This is a genomic window from Sphingomonas sp. GW821-FHT10C01 (assembly GCF_059415525.1).
Genome location: NZ_JBWKNK010000001.1, coordinates 144,765 through 169,166, shown reverse-complemented (window position 1 = coordinate 169,166; position 24,402 = coordinate 144,765). Strand labels below are relative to the sequence as shown.

Annotated in this window: 26 protein-coding genes; 17 read left to right on the top strand and 9 right to left on the bottom strand. The window is 65.7% G+C overall.

The genetic code is table 11. From position 1 onward, the window contains the following. Window positions 1-24: 24 nt before the first annotated feature. From rho to hemE, 3 genes are all read right to left on the bottom strand, one after another. Window positions 25-1,281, bottom strand: a complete 1,257-nt coding sequence (rho, locus tag AC07M1_RS00895) for a transcription termination factor Rho (protein ID WP_495160686.1) — start codon at window positions 1,279-1,281, stop codon at window positions 25-27. 148 nt (window positions 1,282-1,429) lie between these two features. Next, entirely contained in the window at window positions 1,430-1,885 is a 456-nt protein-coding gene (locus tag AC07M1_RS00890) for a CopD family protein (protein ID WP_495160685.1), read from the bottom strand. Beyond that, window positions 1,882-2,937, bottom strand: a complete 1,056-nt coding sequence (gene hemE / locus AC07M1_RS00885) for a uroporphyrinogen decarboxylase (RefSeq protein ID WP_495160684.1) — start codon at window positions 2,935-2,937, stop codon at window positions 1,882-1,884. Before hemE ends, AC07M1_RS00890 begins: the two co-directional genes overlap by 4 nt. Window positions 2,938-3,231: 294 nt before the next feature. Here hemE and AC07M1_RS00880 point away from each other — a divergent pair, with 294 nt between their 5' ends. The 11 genes from AC07M1_RS00880 to AC07M1_RS00830 all read left to right on the top strand — a co-directional run bounded on the left by AC07M1_RS00880 (window position 3,232) and on the right by AC07M1_RS00830 (window position 10,031). Beyond that, window positions 3,232-4,062 carry a pyruvate, water dikinase regulatory protein gene (locus tag AC07M1_RS00880; RefSeq protein WP_495162786.1) on the top strand — a complete coding sequence of 277 codons (831 nt, stop codon included), beginning with the start codon at window positions 3,232-3,234 and terminating at the stop codon, window positions 4,060-4,062. Next, window positions 4,059-4,646 carry a Maf family protein gene (locus tag AC07M1_RS00875; RefSeq protein ID WP_495160683.1) on the top strand — a complete coding sequence of 196 codons (588 nt, stop codon included), beginning with the start codon at window positions 4,059-4,061 and terminating at the stop codon, window positions 4,644-4,646. The genes AC07M1_RS00880 and AC07M1_RS00875 overlap by 4 nt, the downstream gene beginning before the upstream one ends. Beyond that, complete coding sequence (locus AC07M1_RS00870) at window positions 4,643-5,458, top strand: shikimate dehydrogenase family protein (RefSeq protein WP_495160682.1); 816 nt, start codon at window positions 4,643-4,645, stop codon at window positions 5,456-5,458. The genes AC07M1_RS00875 and AC07M1_RS00870 overlap by 4 nt, the downstream gene beginning before the upstream one ends. Further along, on the top strand, window positions 5,458-6,051 hold the full coding sequence (gene coaE / locus AC07M1_RS00865) for a dephospho-CoA kinase (protein WP_495160681.1): 594 nt from the start codon (window positions 5,458-5,460) through the stop codon (window positions 6,049-6,051). The genes AC07M1_RS00870 and coaE overlap by 1 nt, the downstream gene beginning before the upstream one ends. Window positions 6,052-6,058: 7 nt before the next feature. Beyond that, window positions 6,059-6,751: a DNA polymerase III subunit epsilon gene (dnaQ, locus tag AC07M1_RS00860; protein ID WP_495160680.1), complete on the top strand. Its 693-nt coding sequence runs from the start codon at window positions 6,059-6,061 to the stop codon at window positions 6,749-6,751. 49 nt (window positions 6,752-6,800) lie between these two features. Then, window positions 6,801-7,379, top strand: a complete 579-nt coding sequence (gene hpf / locus AC07M1_RS00855; protein WP_495160679.1) for a ribosome hibernation-promoting factor, HPF/YfiA family — start codon at window positions 6,801-6,803, stop codon at window positions 7,377-7,379. A gap of 10 nt (window positions 7,380-7,389) precedes the next feature. Further along, a complete protein-coding gene (locus AC07M1_RS00850) occupies window positions 7,390-7,860 on the top strand; it encodes a PTS sugar transporter subunit IIA (RefSeq protein WP_495160678.1) in 471 nt (156 codons plus the stop codon). Continuing rightward, window positions 7,844-8,317 carry a PaaI family thioesterase gene (locus tag AC07M1_RS00845; RefSeq protein WP_495160677.1) on the top strand — a complete coding sequence of 158 codons (474 nt, stop codon included), beginning with the start codon at window positions 7,844-7,846 and terminating at the stop codon, window positions 8,315-8,317. Before AC07M1_RS00850 ends, AC07M1_RS00845 begins: the two co-directional genes overlap by 17 nt. After that, the gene (locus AC07M1_RS00840) at window positions 8,317-8,655 is read left to right on the top strand and encodes a DUF1491 family protein (RefSeq protein ID WP_495160676.1); all 339 of its coding nucleotides are present in this window, start codon (window positions 8,317-8,319) and stop codon (window positions 8,653-8,655) included. Before AC07M1_RS00845 ends, AC07M1_RS00840 begins: the two co-directional genes overlap by 1 nt. Before the next feature lie 165 nt (window positions 8,656-8,820). Further along, entirely contained in the window at window positions 8,821-9,477 is a 657-nt protein-coding gene (locus AC07M1_RS00835) for a cell wall hydrolase (protein WP_495160675.1), read from the top strand. 38 nt (window positions 9,478-9,515) lie between these two features. Further along, window positions 9,516-10,031, top strand: a complete 516-nt coding sequence (locus AC07M1_RS00830; RefSeq protein ID WP_495160674.1) for an MmcB family DNA repair protein — start codon at window positions 9,516-9,518, stop codon at window positions 10,029-10,031. Between the two features lie 6 nt (window positions 10,032-10,037). Here AC07M1_RS00830 and AC07M1_RS00825 read toward each other — a convergent pair whose 3' ends face one another. Continuing rightward, complete coding sequence (locus tag AC07M1_RS00825; RefSeq protein ID WP_495160673.1) at window positions 10,038-10,637, bottom strand: ankyrin repeat domain-containing protein; 600 nt, start codon at window positions 10,635-10,637, stop codon at window positions 10,038-10,040. Between the two features lie 71 nt (window positions 10,638-10,708). Between AC07M1_RS00825 and AC07M1_RS00820 the strand changes: the two genes are divergently transcribed. From AC07M1_RS00820 to AC07M1_RS00810, 3 genes are read left to right on the top strand one after another with little or no spacing between them, the layout of a single operon-like run. Next, window positions 10,709-11,302 (top strand): SCO family protein, encoded by a 594-nt coding sequence (locus AC07M1_RS00820; RefSeq protein ID WP_495160672.1) that lies wholly within the window; start codon window positions 10,709-10,711, stop codon window positions 11,300-11,302. Further along, window positions 11,290-11,727 (top strand): YcgN family cysteine cluster protein, encoded by a 438-nt coding sequence (locus AC07M1_RS00815; RefSeq protein WP_495162785.1) that lies wholly within the window; start codon window positions 11,290-11,292, stop codon window positions 11,725-11,727. The genes AC07M1_RS00820 and AC07M1_RS00815 overlap by 13 nt, the downstream gene beginning before the upstream one ends. Further along, window positions 11,724-12,398, top strand: coding sequence for a M48 family metallopeptidase (locus tag AC07M1_RS00810; RefSeq protein ID WP_495160671.1), 675 nt, complete (start codon window positions 11,724-11,726; stop codon window positions 12,396-12,398). The genes AC07M1_RS00815 and AC07M1_RS00810 overlap by 4 nt, the downstream gene beginning before the upstream one ends. On the opposite strand, the gene AC07M1_RS00805 is transcribed toward AC07M1_RS00810, so the two are convergent. The 3 genes from AC07M1_RS00805 to AC07M1_RS00795 all read right to left on the bottom strand — a co-directional run bounded on the left by AC07M1_RS00805 (window position 12,374) and on the right by AC07M1_RS00795 (window position 15,610). Further along, on the bottom strand, window positions 12,374-14,482 hold the full coding sequence (locus AC07M1_RS00805; RefSeq protein ID WP_495160670.1) for a transglycosylase domain-containing protein: 2,109 nt from the start codon (window positions 14,480-14,482) through the stop codon (window positions 12,374-12,376). The genes AC07M1_RS00810 and AC07M1_RS00805 overlap by 25 nt on opposite strands. 62 nt (window positions 14,483-14,544) lie before the next feature. Then, window positions 14,545-14,955: a peptide-methionine (R)-S-oxide reductase MsrB gene (gene msrB, locus AC07M1_RS00800; RefSeq protein WP_495160669.1), complete on the bottom strand. Its 411-nt coding sequence runs from the start codon at window positions 14,953-14,955 to the stop codon at window positions 14,545-14,547. Window positions 14,956-14,986: 31 nt separating this feature from the next. Then, window positions 14,987-15,610: a class I SAM-dependent methyltransferase gene (locus AC07M1_RS00795; protein WP_495160668.1), complete on the bottom strand. Its 624-nt coding sequence runs from the start codon at window positions 15,608-15,610 to the stop codon at window positions 14,987-14,989. A gap of 199 nt (window positions 15,611-15,809) precedes the next feature. Here AC07M1_RS00795 and AC07M1_RS00790 point away from each other — a divergent pair, with 199 nt between their 5' ends. Continuing rightward, on the top strand, window positions 15,810-17,150 hold the full coding sequence (locus tag AC07M1_RS00790; RefSeq protein ID WP_495160667.1) for an MFS transporter: 1,341 nt from the start codon (window positions 15,810-15,812) through the stop codon (window positions 17,148-17,150). Here the strand turns inward: AC07M1_RS00790 and AC07M1_RS00785 are convergent. Next, the gene (locus AC07M1_RS00785) at window positions 17,104-19,395 is read right to left on the bottom strand and encodes a CDC48 family AAA ATPase (RefSeq protein ID WP_495160666.1); all 2,292 of its coding nucleotides are present in this window, start codon (window positions 19,393-19,395) and stop codon (window positions 17,104-17,106) included. The genes AC07M1_RS00790 and AC07M1_RS00785 overlap by 47 nt on opposite strands. 331 nt (window positions 19,396-19,726) lie before the next feature. Here AC07M1_RS00785 and AC07M1_RS00780 point away from each other — a divergent pair, with 331 nt between their 5' ends. Continuing rightward, window positions 19,727-20,614 (top strand): LysR substrate-binding domain-containing protein, encoded by an 888-nt coding sequence (locus tag AC07M1_RS00780; protein WP_495160665.1) that lies wholly within the window; start codon window positions 19,727-19,729, stop codon window positions 20,612-20,614. A gap of 165 nt (window positions 20,615-20,779) precedes the next feature. Here AC07M1_RS00780 and AC07M1_RS00775 read toward each other — a convergent pair whose 3' ends face one another. After that, entirely contained in the window at window positions 20,780-23,089 is a 2,310-nt protein-coding gene (locus AC07M1_RS00775) for a DNA translocase FtsK (protein ID WP_495160664.1), read from the bottom strand. A 95-nt stretch (window positions 23,090-23,184) separates the two neighbouring features. Between AC07M1_RS00775 and AC07M1_RS00770 the strand changes: the two genes are divergently transcribed. Beyond that, window positions 23,185-24,402, top strand: coding sequence for an FAD-dependent monooxygenase (locus AC07M1_RS00770; RefSeq protein WP_495160663.1), 1,218 nt, complete (start codon window positions 23,185-23,187; stop codon window positions 24,400-24,402).

Here is a 24,402-nt window from a genome sequence, read left to right as displayed (position 1 = left end):
GCCCTGTTAAACCCCCAAACCCGCTTACTGGTTCATCGAATCGAAGAAGTCCTCGTTGGTCTTCGAGTCCTTCATCTTGTCGAGCAGGAATTCCATCGCATCGATGGTGCCCATCTGCATGAGGATGCGGCGCAGCACCCACATCTTGCTGAGCTTGCCCTTATCGACCAGCAGCTCTTCCTTGCGGGTGCCCGACTTACCGACGTCGAGCGCCGGGAAGACGCGCTTGTCGGCGACCTTGCGGTCGAGCACGATTTCCGAGTTGCCGGTGCCCTTGAACTCTTCGAAGATGACTTCGTCCATGCGGCTGCCGGTATCGATCAGCGCGGTGGCGATGATCGAGAGCGAACCGCCCTCCTCGATGTTACGCGCGGCACCGAAGAAGCGCTTCGGACGCTGGAGCGCGTTGGCGTCGACACCACCGGTCAGCACCTTGCCCGACGACGGGACCACGGTGTTGTAGGCGCGGCCAAGGCGGGTGATCGAGTCGAGCAGGATCACGACATCCTTCTTGTGCTCGACCAGGCGCTTGGCCTTCTCGATCACCATCTCGGCGACCGCGACGTGGCGAGTGGCCGGCTCGTCGAACGTGGAACTGACCACCTCGCCCTTCACCGAACGCTGCATGTCGGTGACTTCCTCGGGCCGCTCGTCGATGAGCAGGACCAGCAGGAACACCTCGGGATGGTTGTCGGTGATCGCCTTGGCGATGTTCTGGAGCATCACCGTCTTACCGACGCGGGGCGGCGCGACGATCAGCGTACGCTGGCCCTTGCCCTGCGGTGAGACGATGTCGATCACGCGCGCCGACTTGTCCTTTACGGTCGGGTCGGCGGGATCGAGCGTCAGCTTCTGCTCCGGATAGAGCGGCGTCAGATTGTCGAAATTGACGCGGTGACGCACCGCATCGGGATCGTCGAAATTGACGCTGACCAGCTTGGTCAGAGCAAAATAGCGCTCGCCGTCCTTGGGCGCGCGGATCTCGCCTTCAACCGTATCGCCGGTGCGCAGGCCGAACTTGCGAACCTGGTTGGGCGAAACATAGATGTCGTCAGGGCCGGCGAGATAGTTCGCCTGCGGGCTGCGCAGGAAGCCGAAGCCGTCCTGGAGTACTTCGATCGTGCCCTCGCCCATGATCTGCTCGCCATTCTCGGCCTGAGCCTTGAGGATCGCGAACATCAGATCCTGTTTGCGGAGCGTCGAGGCGCTTTCGACGCCGAGCTCCTCGGCCATCGTCACCAGCTCGGCGGGGGGAGTTTTCTTGAGGTCTTTGAGATGCATTTTGGGGGAGTCCGTGTGGCGATCGCTGGGAAGGTTTCCGGGCGTTGAGACGCTGCGATGGCTTGAGGAAAAAGGAAGGATGCCGCGGCCACCGGGAGGGTGGCACGACAGTTGGGCGTTAGGTTCGGGCTTGATTCAAGTCAAGCCGTCAGAAGGGACGCACCACGGCCAGTACAACGATCAGCGCGACGAAGATCGCCGGGATCTCGTTGATCATCCGCAATTGGCGGGACGTGAGGCTTCCTTGTCCGGCGGTAAGTCGCTTCGAATAGCTGACCGCCCAGCCATGATAGCCCGACAGCAGCACGACGAGCAGCAGTTTGGCGTGGAGCCAGCCAAGTCCCGCGCCGCCCTCGAACAGGCCAAGATTGGCGCCAAGCGCGATACCGAGGATCCACACCAATGCCATCGCCGGCGTCAGGATCACGCGGCGCAGCTTTGCCTCGCGATCCGCCCAGGCCTTGGCCTGAACCGCATCACCGAGCGCTTCCTGATGATGGACGAGGTAGCGCGGAAGGATGAACAGTCCCGCCATCCAGAAGATGACGAAGATGATGTGCGCCGCTTTGACCCAAAGATAGGCGGCGCCCAGAAATCCGCTCACTTGGCCGTCCCCCGAACGATATCGATCAGCTGCTCGACATGGGCGATCGGCGTATCCGGCTGGATGCCGTGCCCGAGATTGAAGATATGGGGACGATCCGACAGCGCATCAAGCACGCGCCGCGCCGCGGTTTCCAGCTCCGTGCCGCCGGCAATCAGCGCGAGCGGATCGAGATTGCCCTGCACGGGCAGCCCAGTGGGTAATTCGCGATGTGCCCAGGCGGGATCGACCGTCTCGTCCAGCCCGATCGCATCCACCCCGGTCTCGCGCGCATAGGCGGCGAGCTTGCCACCCGCGCCCTTGGGAAAACCGATGATCTTCACCTGCGGACACCGCGTGCGCAGCCCCGCGACGATCGCAGCGTTGGGTGCGATCACCCAGCGCTCGAACTGCGAGGGTGAGAGCGAGCCGGCCCAGCTGTCGAACAGCTGCACGGCTTCGACGCCCGCCTCGACCTGCTTCGCCAGATAGTCGATCGACATGGCGACAATCGCATCAATGATCGTCCCGAATGCGCCTGGATCGCCATAGGCCATGCGCCGTGTTTCGCTCTGGTCGCGACTGCCCTGGCCGGCGACCATATAGGTTGCGTTGGTCCAGGGGCTCCCTGCAAAGCCCAGGAAGGCGGTTTCAGCGGGAAGTGAGGCCGTAACCCGGCGAACGGTCCCGTACACCGGATTCAACCGCTCAGGGGCCGCTGTGAGGCTTTCCAGCGCATGATCGACCAGCCGGGGTGCCAGCCGCGGTCCTTCGCCCGCCTCGAACCACAGATCCTGCCCCAGCGCGTGCGGCACGACGAGGATGTCGGAAAACAGGATCGCGCCGTCAAAGCCGAAGCGTCGGATCGGCTGAAGCGTGACTTCGGCCGCGGCTTCGCTGTCGTTGACCAGCTCCAGGAAGCCACCCTTTTCCGCACGCAGCGCGCGATACTCGGGAAGGTATCGGCCTGCCTGACGCATGAGCCACATCGGCGGAGCATCGACGCGTTCGCCGGAAAGCACTTTGAGGAGGGGCTTGGAGGGTTTGGGGTTCGAATTCACAGGACCGCTCATTCCATCTTCTAAAAGAAGAAAAGATTCAAAGAAGGATGTTGTTGTTTGTTGGTGCGTGGATGCCGGGGCTTAGGCGTTTGTGCCGATTCTGCCAACAGATTGACGCTGGAATCGCCCGCGATTCGCTGCAGAGTCGCGGCTCTTGTCCACATCATCCACAGGCTGTGTGTGCATCCGGGGACATGTGGAACGCGTTGTGGATGAATTGGCCGGATCGTGGACCGATCGGGCCGCTTGGCGTGCCCTCGCGGTTGCGCTAGCGATTTTCCCCATGTTTTCCACAGATCTGCCCAGCTGATGCGTCTGCATCTTCATTTGCTCTCCGATTCCACCGGCGAGACGCTGGAGAATATCGCCAAGGCGGCGCTGGCCCAGTTCGACGATGTCGAGGTGCTGCGCCATTTCTGGCCGATGGTGCGCAGCGAGACGCATCTCGAACGCATCCTAGGCGAAATCGCTCAGAATCCCGGCCTGGTGATCTTCACGCTGGTGAATCCCGAGATCCGCCGCACGCTCGAGGCGCGGTGCCGGGCGATCGGCTTGCCCGCAGTAGCGCCGCTCGATCCGGTCAATCACGCACTCTCCAGTATGCTGGGGCAGGAGATGAAGGCCCGGCCCGGGCGGCAGCACACGCTCGACGCCGCCTATTTCGCGCGCGTCGACGCGATCCAGTTCACCATCGCCCATGACGATGGCGTCAATTGGGAGAATTGGGAGGAGGCCGATATCGTCCTCGCCGGCGTGTCGCGCACATCGAAGACGCCGACGTCGATCTATCTCGCCAATCGCGGGTTCAAGGTGGCGAACATTCCGATCGTTCCCGAATCCCCGCCGCCGCCGACCCTGTTCGCGCTGCGTCACCCGATGGTCGTCGGTCTTACCACCAGTCCCGAACGGCTGATCCAGGTCCGCCGCAACCGGCTGCTCTCGCTCAACCAGCAGAACGAGACCTCCTATGTCGAGCATGAGGCGGTGCAGCGCGAGGTTGCCTATGCCCGGCGCATGTTCGCCGACAATGGCTGGCCGGTGATCGACGTCACCCGTCGCTCGATCGAGGAAACCGCCGCGGCGATCATCACCTTGTGCAATGAACGCGAAGCCGGGTCCGGGGTTCGCGCCGAATGATCGTGCTCGCTTCCACCAGCGCGTCGCGCCGCGCGATGCTCACCGCCGCCGGTGTCCCGCATGAAGCGCTCGCCGCGCATGTCGATGAGGACGCGGCCAAGGCGGCGATGCGCGAAGTTGCGCCGCGCGACTTGGCCGATGCGCTCGCCGAGCTGAAGGCGCTCAAGGTCAGCCAGCGTGTTCCCGGGACCCTGGTGCTCGGCTGCGATTCCGTGGTGGCGATCGAGGATGGCACCCTGCTCGACAAGCCGGTCGACCGTGCCGATGCCGAACGGCATCTCAAATTGCTTTCGGGCAAGCGCCACGATCTCTACAGCGCCGCGGTGATCGCCGAAAATGGCCGCCCGGTCTGGCGCCATGTCGATCGCGCGCGGCTGCTGGTGCGGCCGCTCTCCGACGCGTTCATCGCCGAATATCTCGATGCCGAATGGCCCGCGATCTCGGGCTGCGTCGGCTGCTACCGGGTCGAGGGCGCGGGGGTTCAGCTCTTCTCCCGGATGGAGGGGAGCCACTACACGATCCTGGGCATGCCCTTGCTCAATATCCTCGATTATCTACGCACGAGAGGCGTGTTGACGTCATGACCACCACTCCCTTCGCCGAAGTGATCGGCGACCCGATCGCCCAGTCCAAATCGCCGCTGATCCATGGCTTCTGGCTCGACAAGCTCGGCCTCGCCGCCGCCTACGGCAAGACGCATGTCACCGCCGAGGGGCTGGCGGACTTCTTCGCCTCGCGCCGCGACGATCCGAACTGGCGCGGCTGCAACATCACCGCCCCGCACAAGATCGCCGCGCTCGATCACGTCCCCGATCCCGGCGGCGTGCGCGACACGATCGGCGCGATCAACACCGTCTTCCGCAGCGCCGACGGATCGCTCATCGGTACCAATACCGATGCCGCCGGCTTCTACGCCCCGCTCGCCGAGTTCGACTTGGAGGGCGCGCCGGTCGCCGTGGTCGGCGCCGGCGGCGCGGCGCGAGCGATCCTGTTCGCGCTGGCACGCGCTGGGGTCGGGCATGTGACGATCCTCAACCGCTCGCCCCTCAAGGCGATGGGATTGCTTGCGACCTTCGGGCTGAAGGGCGATGTGGTCGCGCTGAACGCGCCGATCCCGCCGGTGGCGCTGCTGGTCAATGCCAGCTCGCTGGGAATGACCGGCCAGCCCCCGCTCGATCTCGATCTCGACAATCTCCCCGACGACGCGGTGGTCTATGATGCGGTCTACGCCCCGCTCGAGACCGGGCTGCTCGCCGCCGCGCGTGCGCGCGATCTGGAGACGGTCGACGGGCTGGAAATGCTGATCGGTCAGGCCGCGCTCGCCTTCGAACTGTTCTTCGGCAAGGCACCCCCGCGTGAGCATGACGCGCAATTGCGGGCATTGTTGACCGCCTGATGCTGATCCTCGGCCTCACCGGATCGATCGGCATGGGCAAGTCCACCGTCGCGGCGATGTTCGCGGACGCGGGCGTGCCGGTGTTCGATGCCGATGCGCAGGTCCATCGACTACAGGGGCCGGGCGGGCGACTGGTCGCCGCGATCGAGGCGGCCTTTCCAGGCACGACCGGGGAAAGCGGAGTCGATCGCCCGCTGCTGGGCAAGGCCGTGTTCGGCGATCCCGATGCGCTCAAGCGGCTCGAGGCGATCGTCCACCCCGCTATCGCCCATGAACGGGCGCAGTTTCTCGAATCGAATCGCGATCGGCGGCTGGTGGTGCTCGACATCCCGCTGCTATTCGAGGCGGGCGGTTGGCAGCAGGTGGACCGGATCGCCGTGGTCTCGGCGCCCGCCGAGGTGCAGCGCGCGCGCGTCCTCGCCCGGCCGGGCATGACGATCGAGCGCTTCGAGTCGATCCTCGCCAAGCAGATGCCCGATGCGCAAAAGCGCGAACGCGCCGATTTCGTGATTCCGACCGGCGGTTCGCTGGAGGAGACGCGCGGCGCGGTTCGTGCGGTGATCGCTTGCTTAGCGGGCGCGGAAGGCCGATAATCGACTCATGCGGGAAATCGTGTTCGATACCGAAACCACCGGCCTCAGCTTCAACGCAGGGCACCGGTTGGTGGAGATCGGCTGTGTCGAGCTGGTCAACCGCGTCCCGACCGGCCGTAGCTTCCACCGTTACCTCAACCCCGATCGCGACATGCCGGTCGAGGCGTTCGCGGTGCATGGCCTGTCCGAAGCGTTCCTGGCCGACAAGCCGCGCTTCCCCGAGATTTGCGACGAGCTGATCGAGTTTCTGGGCGATTGTCCGCTTATCGCGCACAACGCGATGTTCGATTTCGGCTTCATCAATGGCGAGCTGAAGGGCTGCGGTCGCCCGCTGCTACCGGTCGAGCGCATCGTCGATACGCTCACCATGGCGCGTGCCAAGCATCCCGGCGCCAAGCACACGCTGGATGCGCTGTGCGTCCGCTACGGCATCGACCTTTCGGCGCGCGAACTGCACGGCGCGCTGCTCGACGCGCAGCTGCTGGCACAGGTGTTCATCGAGCTGACCGGCGGACGGCAGATCGCGCTGGGCCTCGCGGTCGAGGCCGCGGCGGCGAGCGAGCGGGTGGAGGCCGCCGCGGTCAAGAGTAATGCACGCCCGGCGCGCGTTTTTGCGCCGAGCGACGAAGAACTGGCCCGCCATTCGGCGTTCATGGCCGGGTTCGAGGAGCCGCTATGGGGCAAGCCTGCGTCCGGTTGACGGGCGTCGGGTGCGTTCCTAGTTGCACCTCATATTGACGGAGGAAGATATGGATATCCGGGTTTCGGGTCATCGGGTCGATACGGGCAAGGCCATCCGGCAGCACGTGGAAGACCGGCTCCAGGGTATCGCCGACAAATATTTCTCCCGCGCAATTTCAGCTCAGGTGACGTTCGGCAAGGGGCCGCATGATTACGGCTTCACCTGTGACATCGTGGCGCATGTGATGCAGGGGCTGGTGCTCAAGGGATCGCACGCCGCGCCGGAGGCGCATCTCGCGTTCGACGGCGCCGCCGACAAGATCGAGAAGCAGCTGCGCCGCTACACGCGTCGGCTCAAGGATCGCAATAACGGCCACGCTCAGGCGGCGCTCGATGCGGCCTTCGACGCGGGCTACACCGTCTTCCAGATCGACCAGGAAGAGGACGATGTCGTCGACGCGCCTCCGGTCATCGCCGAGACTCGGGTGGATGTGCCCGATGCCAGCGTCTCGGACGCGGTGATGATGCTCGATCTGCGCAACACCAACGCGCTGCTGTTCAAGAACAGCGGCACCGGCAATTACAACATGGTCTATCGCCGCGCGGACGGAACGATCGGCTGGGTCGAACCCAACCGGGCTGCCTGATCACCGCACGATGAACGATCTTGGCGATCTTTTGAAACCCGAAGCCGTGCGCTCGGGAACCCCGGCGGGCAGCAAGAAGAAACTCTTCGCGCTGCTCGGCGAGGCTGCGGCAACGGCTTATGGTCTCGAAGCGGCGGAGGCGAGCGAGCGGCTCGCTGCGCGCGAAAAGCTCGGTTCGACCGGCTTTGGCGGCGGCATCGCGATTCCGCATGGCAAGATCGCCGGGCTGACGCATGTGCGCGGCCTGTTCGTTCGGCTCGACAAGCCGCTCGACTTCGCCTCGGTCGATGATCTGCCGGTGGATCTGGTGTTTGCGCTGCTTTCGCCCCCCGATGCCGGGGCCGAGCATCTCAAGGCGTTGGCGCGCGTCTCGCGTCGCCTGCGCGACCGTGTCTTCACCGCGAAATTACGCGGCGCGGGTTCGGCCGACGCGCTCTATGCGCTACTCGCGGGGACGGAGTCGCGTGACGCCGCCGCCTGAACCGGCCCAATCGGCGGTTGGTGCGGAAGCGCATTATCGCGCGCTCGAATCGCTCTACGCCGCCGCCCCGATCAACCGATTCTTCGACTCGCGGCTCGAAATTCCCGCGAGCGGCCAAGCGCGGATCCACTTCACGATCGATGAGCGTCATTTCCATGCGGGCGGCGCGGCGCATGGCACCAGCTATTTCAAGATGCTGGACGATGCGGCCTTCTATGCGTGCAACAGCCTGGTCACCGACCGCTTCCTGCTCACCACCGCGTTCAACCTGCTCTTCACCCGTCCGTTGGGGCCGGGGCCGGTGATCGCGGAGGGGCGTTGGGTCAGCGGACAACGCCGCGTGTTCGTGGCCGAAGCGCGGCTGATCGATGCCGAAGGGGAGGAGGCGGCGCGCGGCACCGGCACCTTCATGAAATCGCGGATCCCGCTCGCGGGTCTGCCCGGCTACCGTCCCTGATGGCGCGGCTCGCCGCCGGACTCCTCGTCAATGCGCTGGTCCGGCGGGTCAATGCCGCTGGCGGAAGCGCGATGGTGCTGGCCCGGGGCGATGCGGAAGCGGGGGCGATCCTGGTGCTGACGCTGGAGCGTGGCGGCCAGCCGGGCTTCTACGAACGCGGAATCGGCCCGGACGGCGAGCCCGCGCTGGTCCATTCCGGACCCGCCGAATTCAGCGATGATGGCGCCGTTACGGACTATTGGCAGCGCCGTCGCAGCCGCGATTCCGATCTATGGGTGGTTGAACTGGATATCGCGGGGGCGGAACGGTTCGCCGCTGAAACGCTCACATTTAGTTGACACCCCGTAACCATCCGGTCAAAGGCCGCGCACGTTTAAGTAGCGTTGTGCCGTCGGGGTGTGAGACCGCCGGTTACGCAGTCGGGGGGAAAGCCCGACCGGTCCTTTGTTGAAGAACAAAGATACGGACCGGATCGCGCGCCAACCGCATAGTATCGAAGTTGAATGTCCTTTTCCGCTCGCGCCGCGATTATCGCGGCTGTGACAATTGCCTTTGCCGCAGGCATTGGCGCGACCGCTCCGGGTGTGGCCCGGCAAGCCGAAACCGCGTCGCCCGCCAGCAATAACACCCCGGAACCGCAACAGGTTCCGACGATGGCCGAAGCGCTCGCCGATCTCGAGGCGCCGGCCGTTTCCACCCAGGCGGTGGTTCAGACTCCCGTGAGTTCCGATGACGGTGACGACAGCGATTATGCGTCGCTCGCCGCCGCGGTTGCCGCGCAGCCGCTCGCCGTCGATGACGAAGAGCTCAACTGCCTCGCCATCGGCGTCTATTATGAATCGAAGGGCGAACCGCTCGAAGGTCAGCTCGCAGTCGCCGAAGTGATCCTCAACCGCAGTGAATCGGGCCGCTTCCCGCGCACCGTGTGCGGCGTGCTCAAGCAGCGCGGTCAGTTCTCCTTCGTCCGCGGCGGTCAGCTGCCGCAGCCGTCGGAAGGCTCGCGCGCCTGGAAGACCGCGCTTGCGGTCGCCAAGGTCGCACGGGACGATATGTGGGACAGCCGCGTGTCCGACGCGCTCTATTTCCATGCCCGCTACGTTTCGCCCGGCTGGCGCCGCGCGCGCGTGGGCAGCGTCGGCAACCACGTCTTCTACCGTTGAACCTTTTGTTTGTTCGGTAAATGTTCTACGGGGCGGGGATGGCTTCCACCATCCCCGCTTCCGAATCCAATCCCGAATCAACGACCCCGGCCGCTGCCCAGCTCACCGCTGAGGTAACCCGCGGCGTATGCCGGATGTTGCTGCGCCACGATTGCGTGGCGATGGCCGAGGTGCCGCTGGGCGACGGGCGTCGCGCCGATCTGATGGCGCTCACCGCGCGGGGCGAAGTGGTGATCGTCGAGGTGAAGGTGTCGCGTGCCGATCTGGTCGGGGACGGCAAGTGGAGCGACTATCTCGCCCATTGCGACCGCTTCTTCTGGGCGGTGCCCGCCGGGTTCGACCTCACGCCGCTCGAAACGCCCGGATTCCTGCCCGAACGCTGCGGGGTGATCGTCGCAGATCGCTATGATGCGGCGATCGTGCGGGAGGCAAGGACGGTGCCGCTCGCCAGCGCGACGCGGCGCAAATGCACGCTCGCCTTTGCCCGCCGCGCCGCGCGCCGGGTGATCGCCCTGACCGATCCCGATGCCGAGGGAATCGGCCGGAACGGCTGAAGGGGATTAGAAGCTTGGCCCCGAAACCGCGCGCTTCTGGATGCTGGGTGCATCCTTGAGCAGCTGCGCGATCACCGGTGAACGCGTATCGCGCGCTGCATAATCGCGCGCATTCAGACCCGCCAGCCGATCGCGCTGGTCGGGATCGGCCTTGGCGTTCAGCAGGGTGCGGACCATCTCGATATCGCGGCGCTGCACCGCGCGGATCAGCGGGGTCTCGCCGCCATTATTGCCCATATTGACGGCGGCACGCTTCGACAGCAGCAGCGCGACGCCCTCGGGCCAGGCCACGTCCACCGCCATCATCAGCGGGGTATTGCCGGCGCCGTCCTGCAGATTGGCATTGCCGCCGCGCGCCAGGATGAAGTTCAAATAGACCTGGTCGCGCCGTTTGGTGACGATATGGATCGCCGCTTCGCCCTTGGCATCGCGGGTGTTGACGATGGTCTGGCCCGGCTGGTTCAGCATGTCCGTCACCTTGTTGCCGTCCTGGTCGCGGACGGCCTTCAGGAAATTATAGCTGTCGGAGAACTGCTGGGCGGCCACGGGAAGCGCCAGCGCGAGCAGCGCCGCGGCGAAAACCGGCCTGGACAGGCGGAAAGTCATGATCGAACGACGCCCCTGATGACTGGGAAACCTTGCAACTCGCCCCGTATCAGATCATTGCGGGCGGCGCCATGAACAGGTTGCTCATCCCCGCCTTCGCATTCGCTCTTGTCCTTGCCGGTTGCGGCGCGGGCACACCGGGCAGCAAGTCCCTCGCCGATGCGCCGCTGGCCGGCGCCTCGATCGGGGGGCCGTTCACGCTGGTGAATGGCGATGGCAAGACGGTGAAGGACACCGACTTCGCCGGCAAATACCGGATCATGTATTTCGGCTACACCTTCTGCCCCGATGTCTGCCCGGTCGATGTGCAGAATATCGGCGGCGCGATGAAGCTGCTCGACAAGAGCAATCCCAAGCTTTCGGAACGGATCGTGCCGATTTTCGTCACGATCGACCCGGCGCGCGACACGCCCAAGGTGGTCAAGGAGTTCACCGCCGCCTTCTACCCGCGCATGGTCGGTTTGACGGGCACGCCGGCGCAGGTCGATGCGGCGGCGAAGGTCTATCGCGTCCCCTATGCCAAGCGCGAGACGCCGAGCGGCTATCTGATGGATCATGGCCGCCAGGCCTATCTGATCGGCCCCAAGGGCGAACCGATCGCGCTGTTGCCGCAGGACCAGAATCCACAGGCGATCGTCGCGGAGATCGAGCGCTGGATCGGGTAACGCCCTTCTGGGAGCAGCCGCTCTCGACCCTCGACCGCGCGCAGTGGGAAGCATTGTGCGACGGCTGCGGCAAATGCTGCCTGCACAAGATCGAGGATGAGGATACCGGCGATCTCTACGCGACCAATGTTGCCTGTCGCCTACTCGATCGCCAAACCGGCTTCTGCAGCGATTACAAGCATCGCCGCGTCTATGTCGCCGAATGCGTGCGGCTCACCGCGAACAATGTCGAGGATATCGCCTGGCTCCCGCGCACCTGCGCCTATCGCCTGCGCGCGAATGACGAACCGCTGCCCGACTGGCATTATCTGGTGAGCGGGGATCGCGAGGCGGTGCACGCCGCCGGTGAATCGGTACGCGGCTGGACGATCTCCGAGGATGTCGCCGGCGATCTCGAGCATCATATGGTCGACAGGCTGTTGTGAACCATCCGATCGAGGTCGTCCGCCATCCGCGTGCGCGGCGGATGAAGCTCTCGGTCGATAATGCCACCGGCCAAATCCGCCTCACGCTCCCGCCGCGCGCGCCCTTGGGCGAAGCGATGCGATGGGCGCAGCAGCAGCATGAATGGATTGCGCGCGCGCTGGAACGCCGCACGGCGCCGGCGCCGTTCGAACCGGGCGCGACGATCCTCTTCCTGGGCGAGGAGATCGGTCTTGGTTGGGACAGCGGCTTTCCGCGTACCCCGGTGCTCGACGACGGCCAACTGATCGTCGGCGGTCCGCGCGAAGGCTATGAGCGCCGCATCGAACGCTGGCTTCGCAAGACCGCGCTCGACACGCTGAGCGCCGAAACCGCCGAATATGCTGCGCTCGCCGACGTCACCGTCGCTCGAGTCGGGATCGGCGATCCTGCGGGACGATGGGGCAGTTGCGCCTCATCCGGCGTGATTCGCTACAGCTGGCGACTGATCCTCGCTCCACCCGCTGTCCGCCGCGCTACCGTCGCGCATGAGGTCGCGCATCGCGTTCATATGAACCACAGCGCGGCTTTCCACGCGGTCGTCCGGCAACTTTACGGCAAGGACCCCGTCCGCGAGCGCGCCTGGCTGCGCGCAAACGCGATGCGGCTTCACTCGTTCGGTCGCGATTCCTGAAGCGGACGCGGACTGTCGCGTCCTGAATCGCGCGGCGGTGGGCGATCCGCGGGTTCGCGGCGCGGCGGTGGGGCATCGCGCTGGCCGCGTCCCGTCATCCGGTCGAGCCAGTCCTGATCGATCGCGCCGTCTTCCGAAGGCTGCTGAGCACCACCCTGTGCCGCGTCGGGATTGGCCTCGTCGCGCGGGATCGGGTTGCCATCCTGGTCGACATAGATGCCGTTGTCGGGAGAGCCATAGACTTCCTCGTCCGGCTCGATCTGCCATTCGGGCAAGGTCACCTCGGTTTCGAACGCTTCGACCGGGCGGCCTGCGACGGCCGGGCGCATGAATGCGGCAAAGGCGCGCGCGGGCGCTGCGCCGCCCTGAAGTCCGCCAACGCGCTTGGCGTCGTCGCGGCCCATCCACACGCCGGTGGTGAGGCCTGATGAGAAGCCGAGGAACCAGCCATCCTTGTTCGACGTCGTCGTCCCGGTCTTGCCCGCGACCGGACGATCGATCTGCGCGGCGCGCCCGCTGCCGGTGGCGACCGCGGTCTGCATCAGATCGGTCATCTGCGCCGCGACATAGGGGGCGACCAGCACGCGCGAGGTATCGACCTCATGCTGGTAGATCACCGCCCCGTTCGCGGTGACGCGGGTAATCGCATAGGGGGTGACGCCGACGCCCTTGTTCGCGACCGATGCGAAGGCACGGGTCATGTCGATCAGCCGCACATCGCTGCTGCCCAGCACCATCGCGGGCTGGGTATTGATCGGGGTGGTGATGCCGAAGCGGCGTGCCATGTCGGCGACCGTGCCGAAGCCGACTTCCTGGCCCAGTTTCGCGGCGACGGTGTTGATCGAATAGGCGAAGGCCGACCGCAGCGACATCTCGCCCGAAAAGCGGCCGGAGTTGTTACGCGGGCTCCAGCCGCCGATCGTGACGGCTTCGTCGACCACCTGGTCGTCGGGTTTGTGCCCGGCTTCCAGCGCGGCAAGATAGACGAACAGCTTGAACGCCGATCCCGGCTGGCGTGTCGCCTGCGTCGCGCGGTTATAGTTTGACGTCACATAGTCGCGCCCACCCACCATCGCGCGCACCGCGCCATCGCGGTCGAGGCTGACAAGCGCGCCTTGTGCCCCGGCCGGCGTGTTCGCCTGGATCGATTGGGTCGCGGCATTCTGCATGCGAAGGTCGATCGTGGTCCACACGTCGAGCGGCGCTTCGGTCTCGTCGATCAGCACTTCGAGCTGGGGTAGCGCCCAGTCGGTGAAATAGCGGACGCTGTTCTGCTTCGGCGCGGCGGCGAGCTTGACCTCGGTCGGTCGCGCGGCGTCGGCCTGGGCGCGGGTGAGCGCGCCGGTCTCGACCATCACGTCGAGAACCACGCTCGCGCGGCCGATCGCGGCTTCGGCGTCGGCAGTCGGCGAATAACGCGACGGCGCCTTGACCAGCCCCGCGACCACCGCAGCTTCGGACAAGGTCAGATTGGTCGCCGGATGGCCGAAGAAGGTGCGCGACGCGGCATCGATGCCGTATGCGCCACCGCCGAAATAGACCTTGTTGAGGTACAGCTCGAGGATCTGGTCCTTGGTGAACTTCCGCTCCAGCGCCAGCGCCAGCACCATTTCGCGCAGCTTGCGGCTGACGTCATATTTGTTCGACAGAAAGATGGTGCGCGCGACCTGCTGGGTGATGGTCGACGCACCCTGGAGGCGGCGATCGGTGCCGCGATGGTCGAACGCGAACTTGGTGATGCGTGCCAGCGCGACGGGATCGACGCCCCAGTGCGAGTGGAAGCGGCGATCCTCGATCGAGACCATCGCGTCGCGCATCGGCGCGGGAATCTTCGAATATTCGATCCACTCGCCATAGCTAGGCCCCAGTGAGACGATCACGGTGCCGTCGGCGGCATGGACACGGATCATCTGTCCGTTGGGAGAGGATTTCAGCTCCTCGAAGCTCGGCAAATTGGCGCGTGCGGTATAGACCGCGATCGTCAGCGCGATGAGGCCGGCGATCGCGAGCGCGATACCGCCGATCAGCACCCATTTCAGGATGCGGCGAAACTTGCCGGGGCGGGCGGTGGATTTCTTGGGCATCGGAAGTGGCGCGAACCTACCGGCGAACCGTGCGGCTCACAAGCCGATCAATCGCATGCGATTCAGGCGTCGTCGCCGTCGCCGCGCGGACGAAATTCCAGCGCGACCGAGTTGATGCAGTAGCGCAGTCCCGTCGGCGGTGGCCCATCCGGGAAGACATGGCCCTGATGTCCGTCGCAACGCGCACAGCGCACCTCGGTGCGGACCATGCCGTGGCTCGAATCGCCATGCTCGTTGACATGATCGGGCGCCACAGACCGGGTGAAGCTCGGCCAACCCGATCCCGAATCATATTTGTCGTCGCTGTCGAACAGCTCGAGCTGGCAGCCCGAGCAACGATAGACGCCGTCGGCCTTGTTGTCGGTGTAATGGCCCGAAAAGGCGCGCTCGGTCCCGGCTTCGCGCAGCACGTGATATTGCGCCGGAGTGAGCCGCTGGCGCCACTCCGATTCGGAAAGATTGAGCTGTTCCATGTCCCCGATGTGATGTGCCGGGGGGCCGCCGTCAATCGGCGGCTTCATCCTTCCACGCCCACCAGAGCTGTGCGGGCGGCACGTTCCACCATTCCATATCGGCATCGATGCGGGGGAAGTGCGGGGTCAGGAAATTGCGGACATTGGGATTGAACTGATAGACCAGAAACGCGCCGCCCGGGCGCAGCACGCGCTGCGTCGCTTCCGCGATCGTGTCGCCCACGCCCGCCGGCAGGGTCGAGAAGGGCAGGCCGGACAGCACATAATCGGCATGGTCCGCGCCATGATCGGCGACGATCTCGTTCACGTCCGCCGCCGAACCGTGGATCGCCGAAAAGCGCGGATCAACGATGGTCTGGCGCAGATAGGCGATGAAGTCGGGGTTGGTGTCGATCACGATATATTTCGCGTCTGGCGCCAGTCGGTCGAGGACGTGGCGGCAGAAGGTGCCGACGCCCGGGCCGTATTCGACGAACACCTTTGTGCTCTCCCAATCGACGCGCGACAGCATCTTGCGGATCAGCTTGCGCGAGGACGGGATGATCGATCCGACCATCACCGGATGCTTGAAAAATCCCTGGAGAAACAGCGCCTGCGGCGAGAGGGGGCGCGAAGCCTTGCGCTTCGCGCGGGCAATCGTGGTCGAACCGTTCATCAACTTCCCTCTGTCGGTGTCACGTTGCTGTAGGATAGTTGCCACGCCTCTGTCATCAGCTTCGTGCGCATCTTAACGCTCTTCGCGCCGCGGCGGTTGCGCACGCCGCCGAAACGTTTCATCGGGAAACCCATGAAGTGTCCGCGCAACGGTTCGGTCGCCGTGATCTTTGTCTCGCAACGTGCGGGCGGCGACCGTGATGCACACCGAGCGCGCCAATGAAGCGGGGGCCAGCCTGACGCGGGACCGCACCTTCGGGCTCTTGTTCCTGGTGATGTTCACCATCGCCGCGGGCAACACGGCATTGCAATCGGTGCTGCCCGCGCTTGGCCGGTCGCTCGGTGTTCCCGACAGCGCGGTCGCGGCCGCTTTCTCGGTGTCGGCGATCCTGTGGACCCTGGTCGCGCCCTTCTGGGCGAACCGCTCGGACCGCCACGGACGGCGCAACATGGTGCTGCTGGGGCAGATGGGGCTGACCGCCTCCTTGTTCTTCTGCGGACTGTTCCTGGCGGCGGGGATCAACGGTTGGATCGCGCCCACTACCGCCTTCATCTTCTTCGTGGGCGCGCGGATGCTCTATGGTGGGTTCGGCTCGGCCGCGCCGCCGGCGGTGCAGGCGATCGTCGCCGCACGTACCAGCCGTGAAGATCGGACGAAGGCGCTTACCCTGCTCGGCTCGGCGTTCGGTCTCGGCACCATCCTTGGCCCGGCGATCGCGCCCTATCTGGTGGTGGGTGACCTGTGGCGCGGCGGTCCGACGATCGGGCTGGCTGGGCCAGCGCTGATCTTCAGCGGGGCATCGCTGCTGATGGTGTTCACCGTCGCGCGTTTCCTTCCGCGCGACGTGGACGCGCCGCTCAGCCATGGCGCGGTGACCAGCTATCCCTCGATCGGCGGGCAGGCGAGCGGGGCGAGTGTCACCGCCGCCACCGAACCCAAGATCGAGCCGATCGGCTATTTCGACCCGCGTGTTCGCGCCTGGATGATCTGCGGACTGGTCCTTGGACATGCGCAGGCGATGGCGGGGCAGGTGATCGGCTTCCTGGTCATCGACCGGCTCGGCGTCCCTCCGATCGAGGCGATTCAGGCGACCGGCCTCGTCCTGATGATGGGTGCGGGGTCAGCGCTGCTCGCGCAATGGGGAATCATCCCGCTGCTCAACCTCAAGCCGCGTCAGCTCATGCTGATCGGCCTGTCGCTCAGCGCATTGGGCGCGTTCGCCACCGGGAACGCGAGTTCGCTCTACGGAATCGCCACCGGCTATGCCCTCGCGACATTGGGCTTCGGCTTCTCGCGGCCGGGCTTCACCGCGGGTTCCTCCCTTGCGGTGGGGCAGGCCGCGCAGGGATCGGTGGCGGGCAAGGTCACCTCGGTCAACGGCGCGGCCTTCATCCTCGGCCCGTCGATCGGCGTCGCGCTCTATGGCGTGTGGCGGCCGCTGCCCTATTTCACCGCGGCCGCCGCACTCGTGCTGCTGATCCTCTACGGCTGGTTCAGCCTGCGTCCTTCTTCCGGCCCTGAAGCATCCCGGGGGCAATGAACCCGATCGGGTTCAACGCCACCGCGTCTTGCTTCATTCGCGCGACCAGCTGAGCATATTCCGCCTCCATCTCCGGCGTGACGGTGGCGCGCGAATCGGCAAGCGCCGCTTCGAAATGCGCCATCGTGACCTGCCGGTTATCGAGCGATTCGCGTAGTGCCGCCAGGCCCGCGCGGCGTACCACATCCTCCAGGTCCGCACCGGTGAACCGTTCGGTCCGCTCGGCGATCGAGCCCAGGTCGACATCATCGGCCAGCGGCATCTTCCCGGTCTGGATCTTGAGGATACGCTCACGCCCCGGCGCATCGGGCACACCGACATAGATCAGCTCGTCGAGCCGCCCCGGCCGCATCAGCGCCGGGTCGATCAGGTTCGGCCGGTTGGTCGCGCCGATCACGACGACCGACTGCAGCTCCTCCAGACCGTCCATCTCGGCCAGGATGGTGTTGACCACGCGCTCGGTCACCTGCGGCTCGCCCATGCCGGACCCGCGCGCGGGCACCAGTGAATCGAGCTCGTCGATGAAGATCACGCACGGCGCCACCTGGCGCGCACGCGCGAACAGCCGCGCGATCTGCTGCTCGCTCTCGCCATACCATTTGGACAGCAGGTCGCTCGATTTGGTGGCGATGAAGTTCGCCTCGGCCTCGCGCGCCACCGCCTTGGCCAGCAATGTCTTGCCGGTGCCGGGCGGCCCATAGAGCAGGAAGCCCTTCGCCGGCCGGATGCCCAGCCGTCGGAAGGCGTCGGGGTCCTTCATCGGCAGCTCGACGCCTTCCTTGAGGCGCATCTGTGCGTCGTCGAGGCCGCCGACATCCTCCCAATGGACGTTGGGCTTCTGCACCATCACCTCGCGCATTGCGCTCGGCTGGACGCGTTTCAATGCCTCGACGAAATCCTCGCGGGTAACGGCGAGTGTCTCCAGCACCTCGGCGGGGACTGTCTTCTCCTCGAGATTGAGCTTCGGCATGATCCGCCGCACCGCCTCGATCGCGGCCTCGCGCGCCAGCGCGGCGATGTCCGCGCCGACAAAGCCGAAGGTGGTGCGCGCCAGCTCGGTCAGATCGACCTTCTCGCCCAGCGGCATGCCGCGGGTGTGGATACCCAGGATCTCGCGCCGTCCGCGCTCGTCGGGTACGCCGATCACGATCTCGCGGTCGAAGCGGCCCGGCCGTCGCAACGCCTCGTCGAGCGCCTCGGGGCGGTTGGTCGCGGCAATGATCACGACATTGGCGCGCGCCTCCAACCCGTCCATCAGCGTCAACAGCTGCGCGACAAGACGCTTCTCCGCCTCGCCCGTCACCTGTCCCCGCTTGGGCGCGATCGAATCGAGTTCGTCGATGAAGATGATCGCGGGCGCATTGGCATTCGCCTCCTCGAACACCTCGCGCAGGCGCTTCTCGGATTCGCCATAGGCGGACCCCATGATCTCGGGTCCGTTGATCAGGAAGAAGCTGGCGTCGCTTTCGTTGGCGACGGCACGGGCAAGGCGCGTCTTGCCGGTGCCGGGCGGCCCATGAAGCAGCACCCCCTTGGGCGGATCGACGCCCAGCCGCTGGAACAGTTCGGGATAGCGCAACGGCAGCTCGACCATCTCGCGCAGCTGGTCGATCGTGCCCGCCATGCCGCCGATATCGTCATAGGTGACGTCGGCACGGCGGAATTCCTTGGCTTCCTCATAATCGGCACGCAGCTCGACTTCGGTATTCTCGTCGATATGGACGATGCCGCGCGGCGTCGCCGACACCACGGTCAGGCGAATCTCCTGAAGCGCATAGGCCGGGGCGCGCAAATGCTGGAGCACATTGGGCGGCATGTCCGACACGCGCTGCTGGCCGACGGTCGAAACGGTATCGCCCTGGGCGAGCGGACGCCCGATAAAGGTGCGCTTGAGTGCATTGGCCGACCCTTCGAGGCGCAGATCCTTGCGTGCGGGAGCGAACACCACACGGGTTGCCGGACGCGATTCGCCGCGGCGGATCTCGACGAAATCGCCCGACCCGACTCCGGCATTGGCGCGCTGAAGCCCGTCGATGCGCAGCAGTTCGAGTCCTTCATCCTCGGGATAGGGGAAGACGGCGCGGGCGGGCGTGGTACGCTTGCCAACGATCTCGATCACATCGCCCTGCTGCAGGCCCAGCTCGGCCATCAGTGTACGCGGAAGATGGGCAAGGCCGCGTCCGCTGTCCTCGGGACGTGAATTGGCGACCTGGAGTTTGCGTGTCGGGGCGTCGGTATCGGCCATCGGCTCTCCTTCCTCGCGGTTCTGCGGGGTGAGTGCGCCAGATAGGCACGCACGCCCGGATCGCCTAGATAAGCTACCGTTTCGCCACTGATTCGGGCAAAAAAAAGGGCCGGCCCAAGGGGACCGACCCATGAAAGGTTTAGGAGAGGATGCCTGAAAGGCACGCCCTATGTGCAGTGCAGCGTAAAATTGTGCAAGTGCGAAAAGATCGTATCGTGATTGCAGTTTCTGCAATCTGTAACAATCGCGGTTTATAGCCATTGTAACCGCTGTCAGGAGGACTTGCCTGATAATCGGTTGCAAACGGAAACGCTGCACCACACAAAAAGCTATGCGAAGACTGCCTCCCCTCACCGCCATCGAGGCGTTCGTTCAGGTCGCGCGGCTTGGCTCGGTCAAGGCTGCCGCGGAGGAGCTCGCGCTCTCATCGCCCGCGCTAAGCCGTCGCGTCCAGGCGCTGGAACGCTTTATCGGCAAGCAATTGTTCGAGCGTCGGCACCAGGCGATGAAGCTGAATGCCGAAGGCGAACGGCTTTTGGGCCTGATCGCTCCGGCGCTCGATTCGATGAGCGACGCGATCGAAGGGATGACCAGCGGGGTCGAATTGCTCCGCCTGCGCCTTGGCACGCCAGCGTTGTTCGCGACGCAACGGCTGCTCCCGCATCTGGGTGCATTGCGTGCCATGCATCCGCAACTTCATCTCGATATCGATACCGGCGGCCATGGTATGTCGCGTCTGGGCGACGGACTCGACGCGGCGATCGTGCTCGCGCGCGATATCGACACCTTGCTCTACGGTCGTCGTCTCGACCGCAATCGTATCCGCCTCGTCGCGGCGCGGCACCTGGTCCATGGGCCGAACGCAATTGCCCGGCCTGAGCAGCTCGACGGCATGACCGTGATGGTCCATCGCGACATGGCCGACAGTTTCGAGATCTGGCGTGACGCGATCGGGGTACCGGATATCGAGCCGGTCGCGGTCGACCTGTTCGATTCGGGCTCGCTGTTGCTCGAGGCGGCGGCGCAGGGCGTCGGCATCGCCTTCATGCTCGATTCGCACGTGGTGCCGGAAGACGACCCACGCATCGCCACCTTGTTCGATCCGGTGGTGAAGAGCCCCTATTCCTACTGGTTCGTGTGCCGCCCCCGCGCGCTCGAACAACGCCCGGTCAAGCTGTTCCACGACTGGATGATCGGCACGATCGAGCTGGAGAGCTGAGGCGCGCCGAATCGCGCACCTGAACCGTTCACCGCACCCAAACCGTCATCCCGGCCTTGTGCCGGGATCCACGGTGCCGCGGGCGGTGGGCTTGAGGCTCCAGCTCAGCACTCGCGGCACCGTGGATCCTGGCGCAAGGCCGGGATGACGCCGGTGGGAACGCCGCTACAGCGGCCGCCCGTCCTGGTCCATCAGCACCTCGCGCCGCCCGACATGGTCGGGGCGCGAGACGAGGCCGTCCTTCTCCATCCGCTCGATCAGCCGCGCGGCCGAGTTGTAGCCGACGCGCAGCTGGCGCTGGAGCCAGCTGGTCGACGCCTTCTGGCTTTCCGCGACCAGCTGAACCGCGCGGCGATACAGCTGTTCCTCGGGGCTGTCCTCGCCATCGGGTGCGCCGTCGAGCGCGAACTCCTCGCCCTCCGGCTCTTCCGTAACCGCCTGAATATAGTCGGGCGCACCTTGCGCGCGCCAGTGATCGGCCACCGCCATCACTTCCTCGTCGCTGACAAACGGCCCGTGGACGCGCGCGATCTGCTTGCCGCCGGGCATGTAGAGCATGTCGCCCCGGCCCAGCAGCTGCTCGGCGCCCTGTTCACCCAGGATGGTGCGCGAATCGATCTTCGACGTGACGTGGAAGCTGATTCGGGTCGGCAGGTTCGCCTTGATCACGCCGGTGATGACGTCGACCGACGGGCGCTGGGTCGCCATGATCAAATGAATACCCGCCGCACGCGCCTTCTGCGCGAGTCGCTGGATCAGGAACTCGACTTCCTTGCCCGCGGTCATCATCAGGTCGGCAAGCTCGTCGACGATGATCACGATCTGCGGCAGCGGGTTGAGCTCGAGCGTCTCCTCTTCGTACATCGGCTGGCGGGTTTCGGGATCGTAGCCGACCTGGACCTTGCGGCCGAGTTTCTGTCCCTTGGCCAGCGCCTGGCGCACCTTGTCGTTGAAGCTGCCGAGCGAGCGGACGTTGACCGAGGCCATCATCCGGTAACGCTCCTCCATCTGCTCGACCGCCCATTTTAGCGCGCGCACCGCCTTGGGCGGATCGGTCACGACATCGGCGAGCAGATGCGGGATGTCCTTGTACATGCTGAGTTCCAGCATCTTCGGATCGATCATGATCATCCGGCACTGGTCCGGGGTCAGCCGGTAGAGCAGCGACAGGATCATGCAGTTGAGGCCGACCGACTTGCCCGATCCGGTGGTACCCGCGACCAGCAGATGCGGCATCGGCGCCAGATCCGCGATTACCGGATCGCCGGCGATGTTCTTGCCCAGCACGATCGGAAGCTGCGCGCCCATGTCCTCGAAACTGTCGCTGCCGACCAGCTCGTGCAGGCTCACCATCTCGCGCTTGGCGTTGGGCAGCTCGATCCCGATGACGCTGCGCCCGGGAATCGTCGCGACGCGTGCCGACACCGCCGACATGTTGCGTGCGATATCGTCGGCCAGCTGGATCACGCGGCTCGCCTTGATCCCGCTCGCGGGCTCCAGCTCGTACATCGTCACGACCGGCCCTGGCCGCACCTCGACGATCTGCCCCTTCACATGGAAGTCGTCGAGCACGCTTTCGAGCAGTCGGGCGTTGCGCTCCAGCCCGGCCTTGTCGATCGCCGCGCTGCCGCTCTTGGGCGGGGGCTTGAGCAGCTCGAGCGGAGGCAATGTGTAGCTGCCCTTGAAGTCGAGGCTGGTCTGCACCGGCTTGGCCTTGGGCGGGCTGGGCGGCGGCGCGGGGTCGGCGATGACCGGGCCGGGCCTGGTATCGGGCAGCGCCATCTTGCGTGGTTTCGGTGCGGTGGCGGGGGTGAACAGGTCGGCGGCGTCGTCGATATCCTCGTCGATCTCGCCCGCTTCCGCCCCGGCGCGTTCGCGGCGCGGCAGGCGCAGCTGCGATACTTCGAGCTGAACGCTGCGCGCCCACACCACCACGCCCGTGATTCCCGCGATCAGGCCGAGGACGCGCCCGCCCCACAGGGTCACCATCGGCTCGCCCGCCAGGTTGAGGCCCCAGCGCAGCAGGTTCGCGACCGACAGCCCGACAACGCCGCCCCAGCTGCCGGGCAGTTCCCATTCGAGCGCGGGGCGGCTGGAGACAAACGCCAGCGCCGTGCTCATCAGCACGACGCCCAGCGCCGCTCCGCCCAGCATCCGTCCCCAGGCGCCGACCGGGTTGCCCTTCCACAGCCGCGTCGCGACGATCAGGCCAACCGGGACGAGTAGCACCACCGCCGGTCCACCGGTCGCCAACAGCAGGTCGGCAAGCCACGCGCCTGGCCTACCCAGCAGATTCTTGACCGGCCCGCCCGCCGCCGTGTTCAGCGACGGATCGGTTCCCGTATAGGTGCCGATCGCCAGCACGGTGGCGAAGGTAAGGACATAGAGCGCGATCGCACCGATCAGCGCGCCGCTGCGTTTCGCCCCCGCCTTCATCGTGTCACGCCACAGCATCGGCTGCACCCGGCTCGCCATCAATTGTCCCTGAATGTCTCGAAAGTCCCGCTTTGCCGGATTCATCCACCCTGCGGACTCTGGCGTCAAGGCAGCCGCTGGCGTAATGCGGCGGCATGAGCCAGGCAGACCTCCTTATCCTCGGTGGCGGGTTGGTGGGGAGCGCGCTCGCGGTCGCGCTCGACCGCCACGGCATTTCCAGCATCGTCATCGATCCGGCCGACCCGGCGGTGATCCTCGCGGCGGCGCATGACGGTCGCGCTTCGGCCATCGCCGCAGCGCCGATGCGCATGCTCGAGGCGATCGGTGTCGCCGATCGGCTCGCTGGCAAGGGTTGCCCGATTCAGAGCATCCGCGTCAGCGACGGGCTGGAGCCCGGCAAGCTCGATTTCGATCCGCTCGACGGCGAAGGCGCGCTCGGCACGATGTTCGAGAACCGCCATCTGCGCGCCGCGCTGATGGCCGCGGCGAACGCGGCGCCGCTCGCCGACATCCGGATGCAGACCCGCGCAGTGCACGTCGAGCGCGGTCCCCACGGCGTCACCGCCACGCTCAGCACCGGTGAGACGGTTCGTGCCCAGCTGCTGATCGGCGCCGAGGGCCGCAACTCGCCGACTCGCGATACCGCGCACCTCAATGTCGCGCGCTGGACCTATGATCATTCGGCGATCGTGACCTCGCTCCACCACGAGCATAGCCACGAGAACACCGCGTTCGAGATTTTCTACCCGCAGGGTCCCTTCGCGATCCTGCCCTTGGTCGACGACGAACAGGGCCATCGCTCGGCGATCGTCTGGTCGGTCAAGCGGCACGAGGAAGCGGGGATGATGAAGCTTTCCGAACGCGGCTTCCTGGCCGAGGCGGAAAAGAAGATGGGCGGGTTCCTCGGGCGTCTCGGTCCGCTTGGGCCCCGCTTCAGCCATCCGCTCGGTTTCCACCACGCCGCGACGATCACCGCCGATCGCCTCGCTTTGGTCGGCGACGCCGCGCACGGTATCCACCCGATCGCCGGGCAGGGCGTCAATGTCGGCTTCCGCGATGTCGCGGCGCTGGTCGAGGTGCTGGTCGAGGGCAAGCGGCTTGGCCTCGACATGGGCGATCCCCAGCTGCTCGCGCGCTATCAGCGCTGGCGCAGCCTCGACACCTTCATGGTCAGCGTCGCCACCGACGCGCTGACGCATTTGTTCGGGATTCCCGGCAAGACCGCCCACGCCGCCCGCCGCTTCGGCCTCTCGGCGGTGGACAAGGTCCCCGCGCTCAAGAACTGGTTCATGGCCGAGGCACGCGGCGAATCGGGCGCGACGCCGAAATTGCTGCACGGCGAAATGGCGTAG

What these genes read in the sequence shown, in the direction of transcription:
- AC07M1_RS00875 (WP_495160683.1), top strand. Translation starts at nt 4,059, where the DNA reads ATGATCGTGCTCGCTTCCACCAGCGCGTCGCGCCGCGCGATGCTCACC.
- AC07M1_RS00790 (WP_495160667.1), top strand. Translation starts at nt 15,810, where the DNA reads ATGCACACCGAGCGCGCCAATGAAGCGGGGGCCAGCCTGACGCGGGAC.
- AC07M1_RS00830 (WP_495160674.1), top strand. Translation starts at nt 9,516, where the DNA reads ATGGCTTCCACCATCCCCGCTTCCGAATCCAATCCCGAATCAACGACC.
- AC07M1_RS00835 (WP_495160675.1), top strand. Translation starts at nt 8,821, where the DNA reads ATGTCCTTTTCCGCTCGCGCCGCGATTATCGCGGCTGTGACAATTGCC.
- AC07M1_RS00785 (WP_495160666.1), bottom strand. Translation starts at nt 19,395, where the DNA reads ATGGCCGATACCGACGCCCCGACACGCAAACTCCAGGTCGCCAATTCA.
- AC07M1_RS00870 (WP_495160682.1), top strand. Translation starts at nt 4,643, where the DNA reads ATGACCACCACTCCCTTCGCCGAAGTGATCGGCGACCCGATCGCCCAG.
- rho (WP_495160686.1), bottom strand. Translation starts at nt 1,281, where the DNA reads ATGCATCTCAAAGACCTCAAGAAAACTCCCCCCGCCGAGCTGGTGACG.
- AC07M1_RS00795 (WP_495160668.1), bottom strand. Translation starts at nt 15,610, where the DNA reads ATGAACGGTTCGACCACGATTGCCCGCGCGAAGCGCAAGGCTTCGCGC.
- AC07M1_RS00775 (WP_495160664.1), bottom strand. Translation starts at nt 23,089, where the DNA reads ATGGCGAGCCGGGTGCAGCCGATGCTGTGGCGTGACACGATGAAGGCG.
- dnaQ (WP_495160680.1), top strand. Translation starts at nt 6,059, where the DNA reads ATGCGGGAAATCGTGTTCGATACCGAAACCACCGGCCTCAGCTTCAAC.
- AC07M1_RS00820 (WP_495160672.1), top strand. Translation starts at nt 10,709, where the DNA reads ATGAACAGGTTGCTCATCCCCGCCTTCGCATTCGCTCTTGTCCTTGCC.
- msrB (WP_495160669.1), bottom strand. Translation starts at nt 14,955, where the DNA reads ATGGAACAGCTCAATCTTTCCGAATCGGAGTGGCGCCAGCGGCTCACT.
- coaE (WP_495160681.1), top strand. Translation starts at nt 5,458, where the DNA reads ATGCTGATCCTCGGCCTCACCGGATCGATCGGCATGGGCAAGTCCACC.
- AC07M1_RS00840 (WP_495160676.1), top strand. Translation starts at nt 8,317, where the DNA reads ATGGCGCGGCTCGCCGCCGGACTCCTCGTCAATGCGCTGGTCCGGCGG.
- AC07M1_RS00780 (WP_495160665.1), top strand. Translation starts at nt 19,727, where the DNA reads ATGCGAAGACTGCCTCCCCTCACCGCCATCGAGGCGTTCGTTCAGGTC.
- hpf (WP_495160679.1), top strand. Translation starts at nt 6,801, where the DNA reads ATGGATATCCGGGTTTCGGGTCATCGGGTCGATACGGGCAAGGCCATC.
- AC07M1_RS00805 (WP_495160670.1), bottom strand. Translation starts at nt 14,482, where the DNA reads ATGCCCAAGAAATCCACCGCCCGCCCCGGCAAGTTTCGCCGCATCCTG.
- AC07M1_RS00770 (WP_495160663.1), top strand. Translation starts at nt 23,185, where the DNA reads ATGAGCCAGGCAGACCTCCTTATCCTCGGTGGCGGGTTGGTGGGGAGC.
- AC07M1_RS00850 (WP_495160678.1), top strand. Translation starts at nt 7,390, where the DNA reads ATGAACGATCTTGGCGATCTTTTGAAACCCGAAGCCGTGCGCTCGGGA.
- hemE (WP_495160684.1), bottom strand. Translation starts at nt 2,937, where the DNA reads ATGAGCGGTCCTGTGAATTCGAACCCCAAACCCTCCAAGCCCCTCCTC.
- AC07M1_RS00825 (WP_495160673.1), bottom strand. Translation starts at nt 10,637, where the DNA reads ATGACTTTCCGCCTGTCCAGGCCGGTTTTCGCCGCGGCGCTGCTCGCG.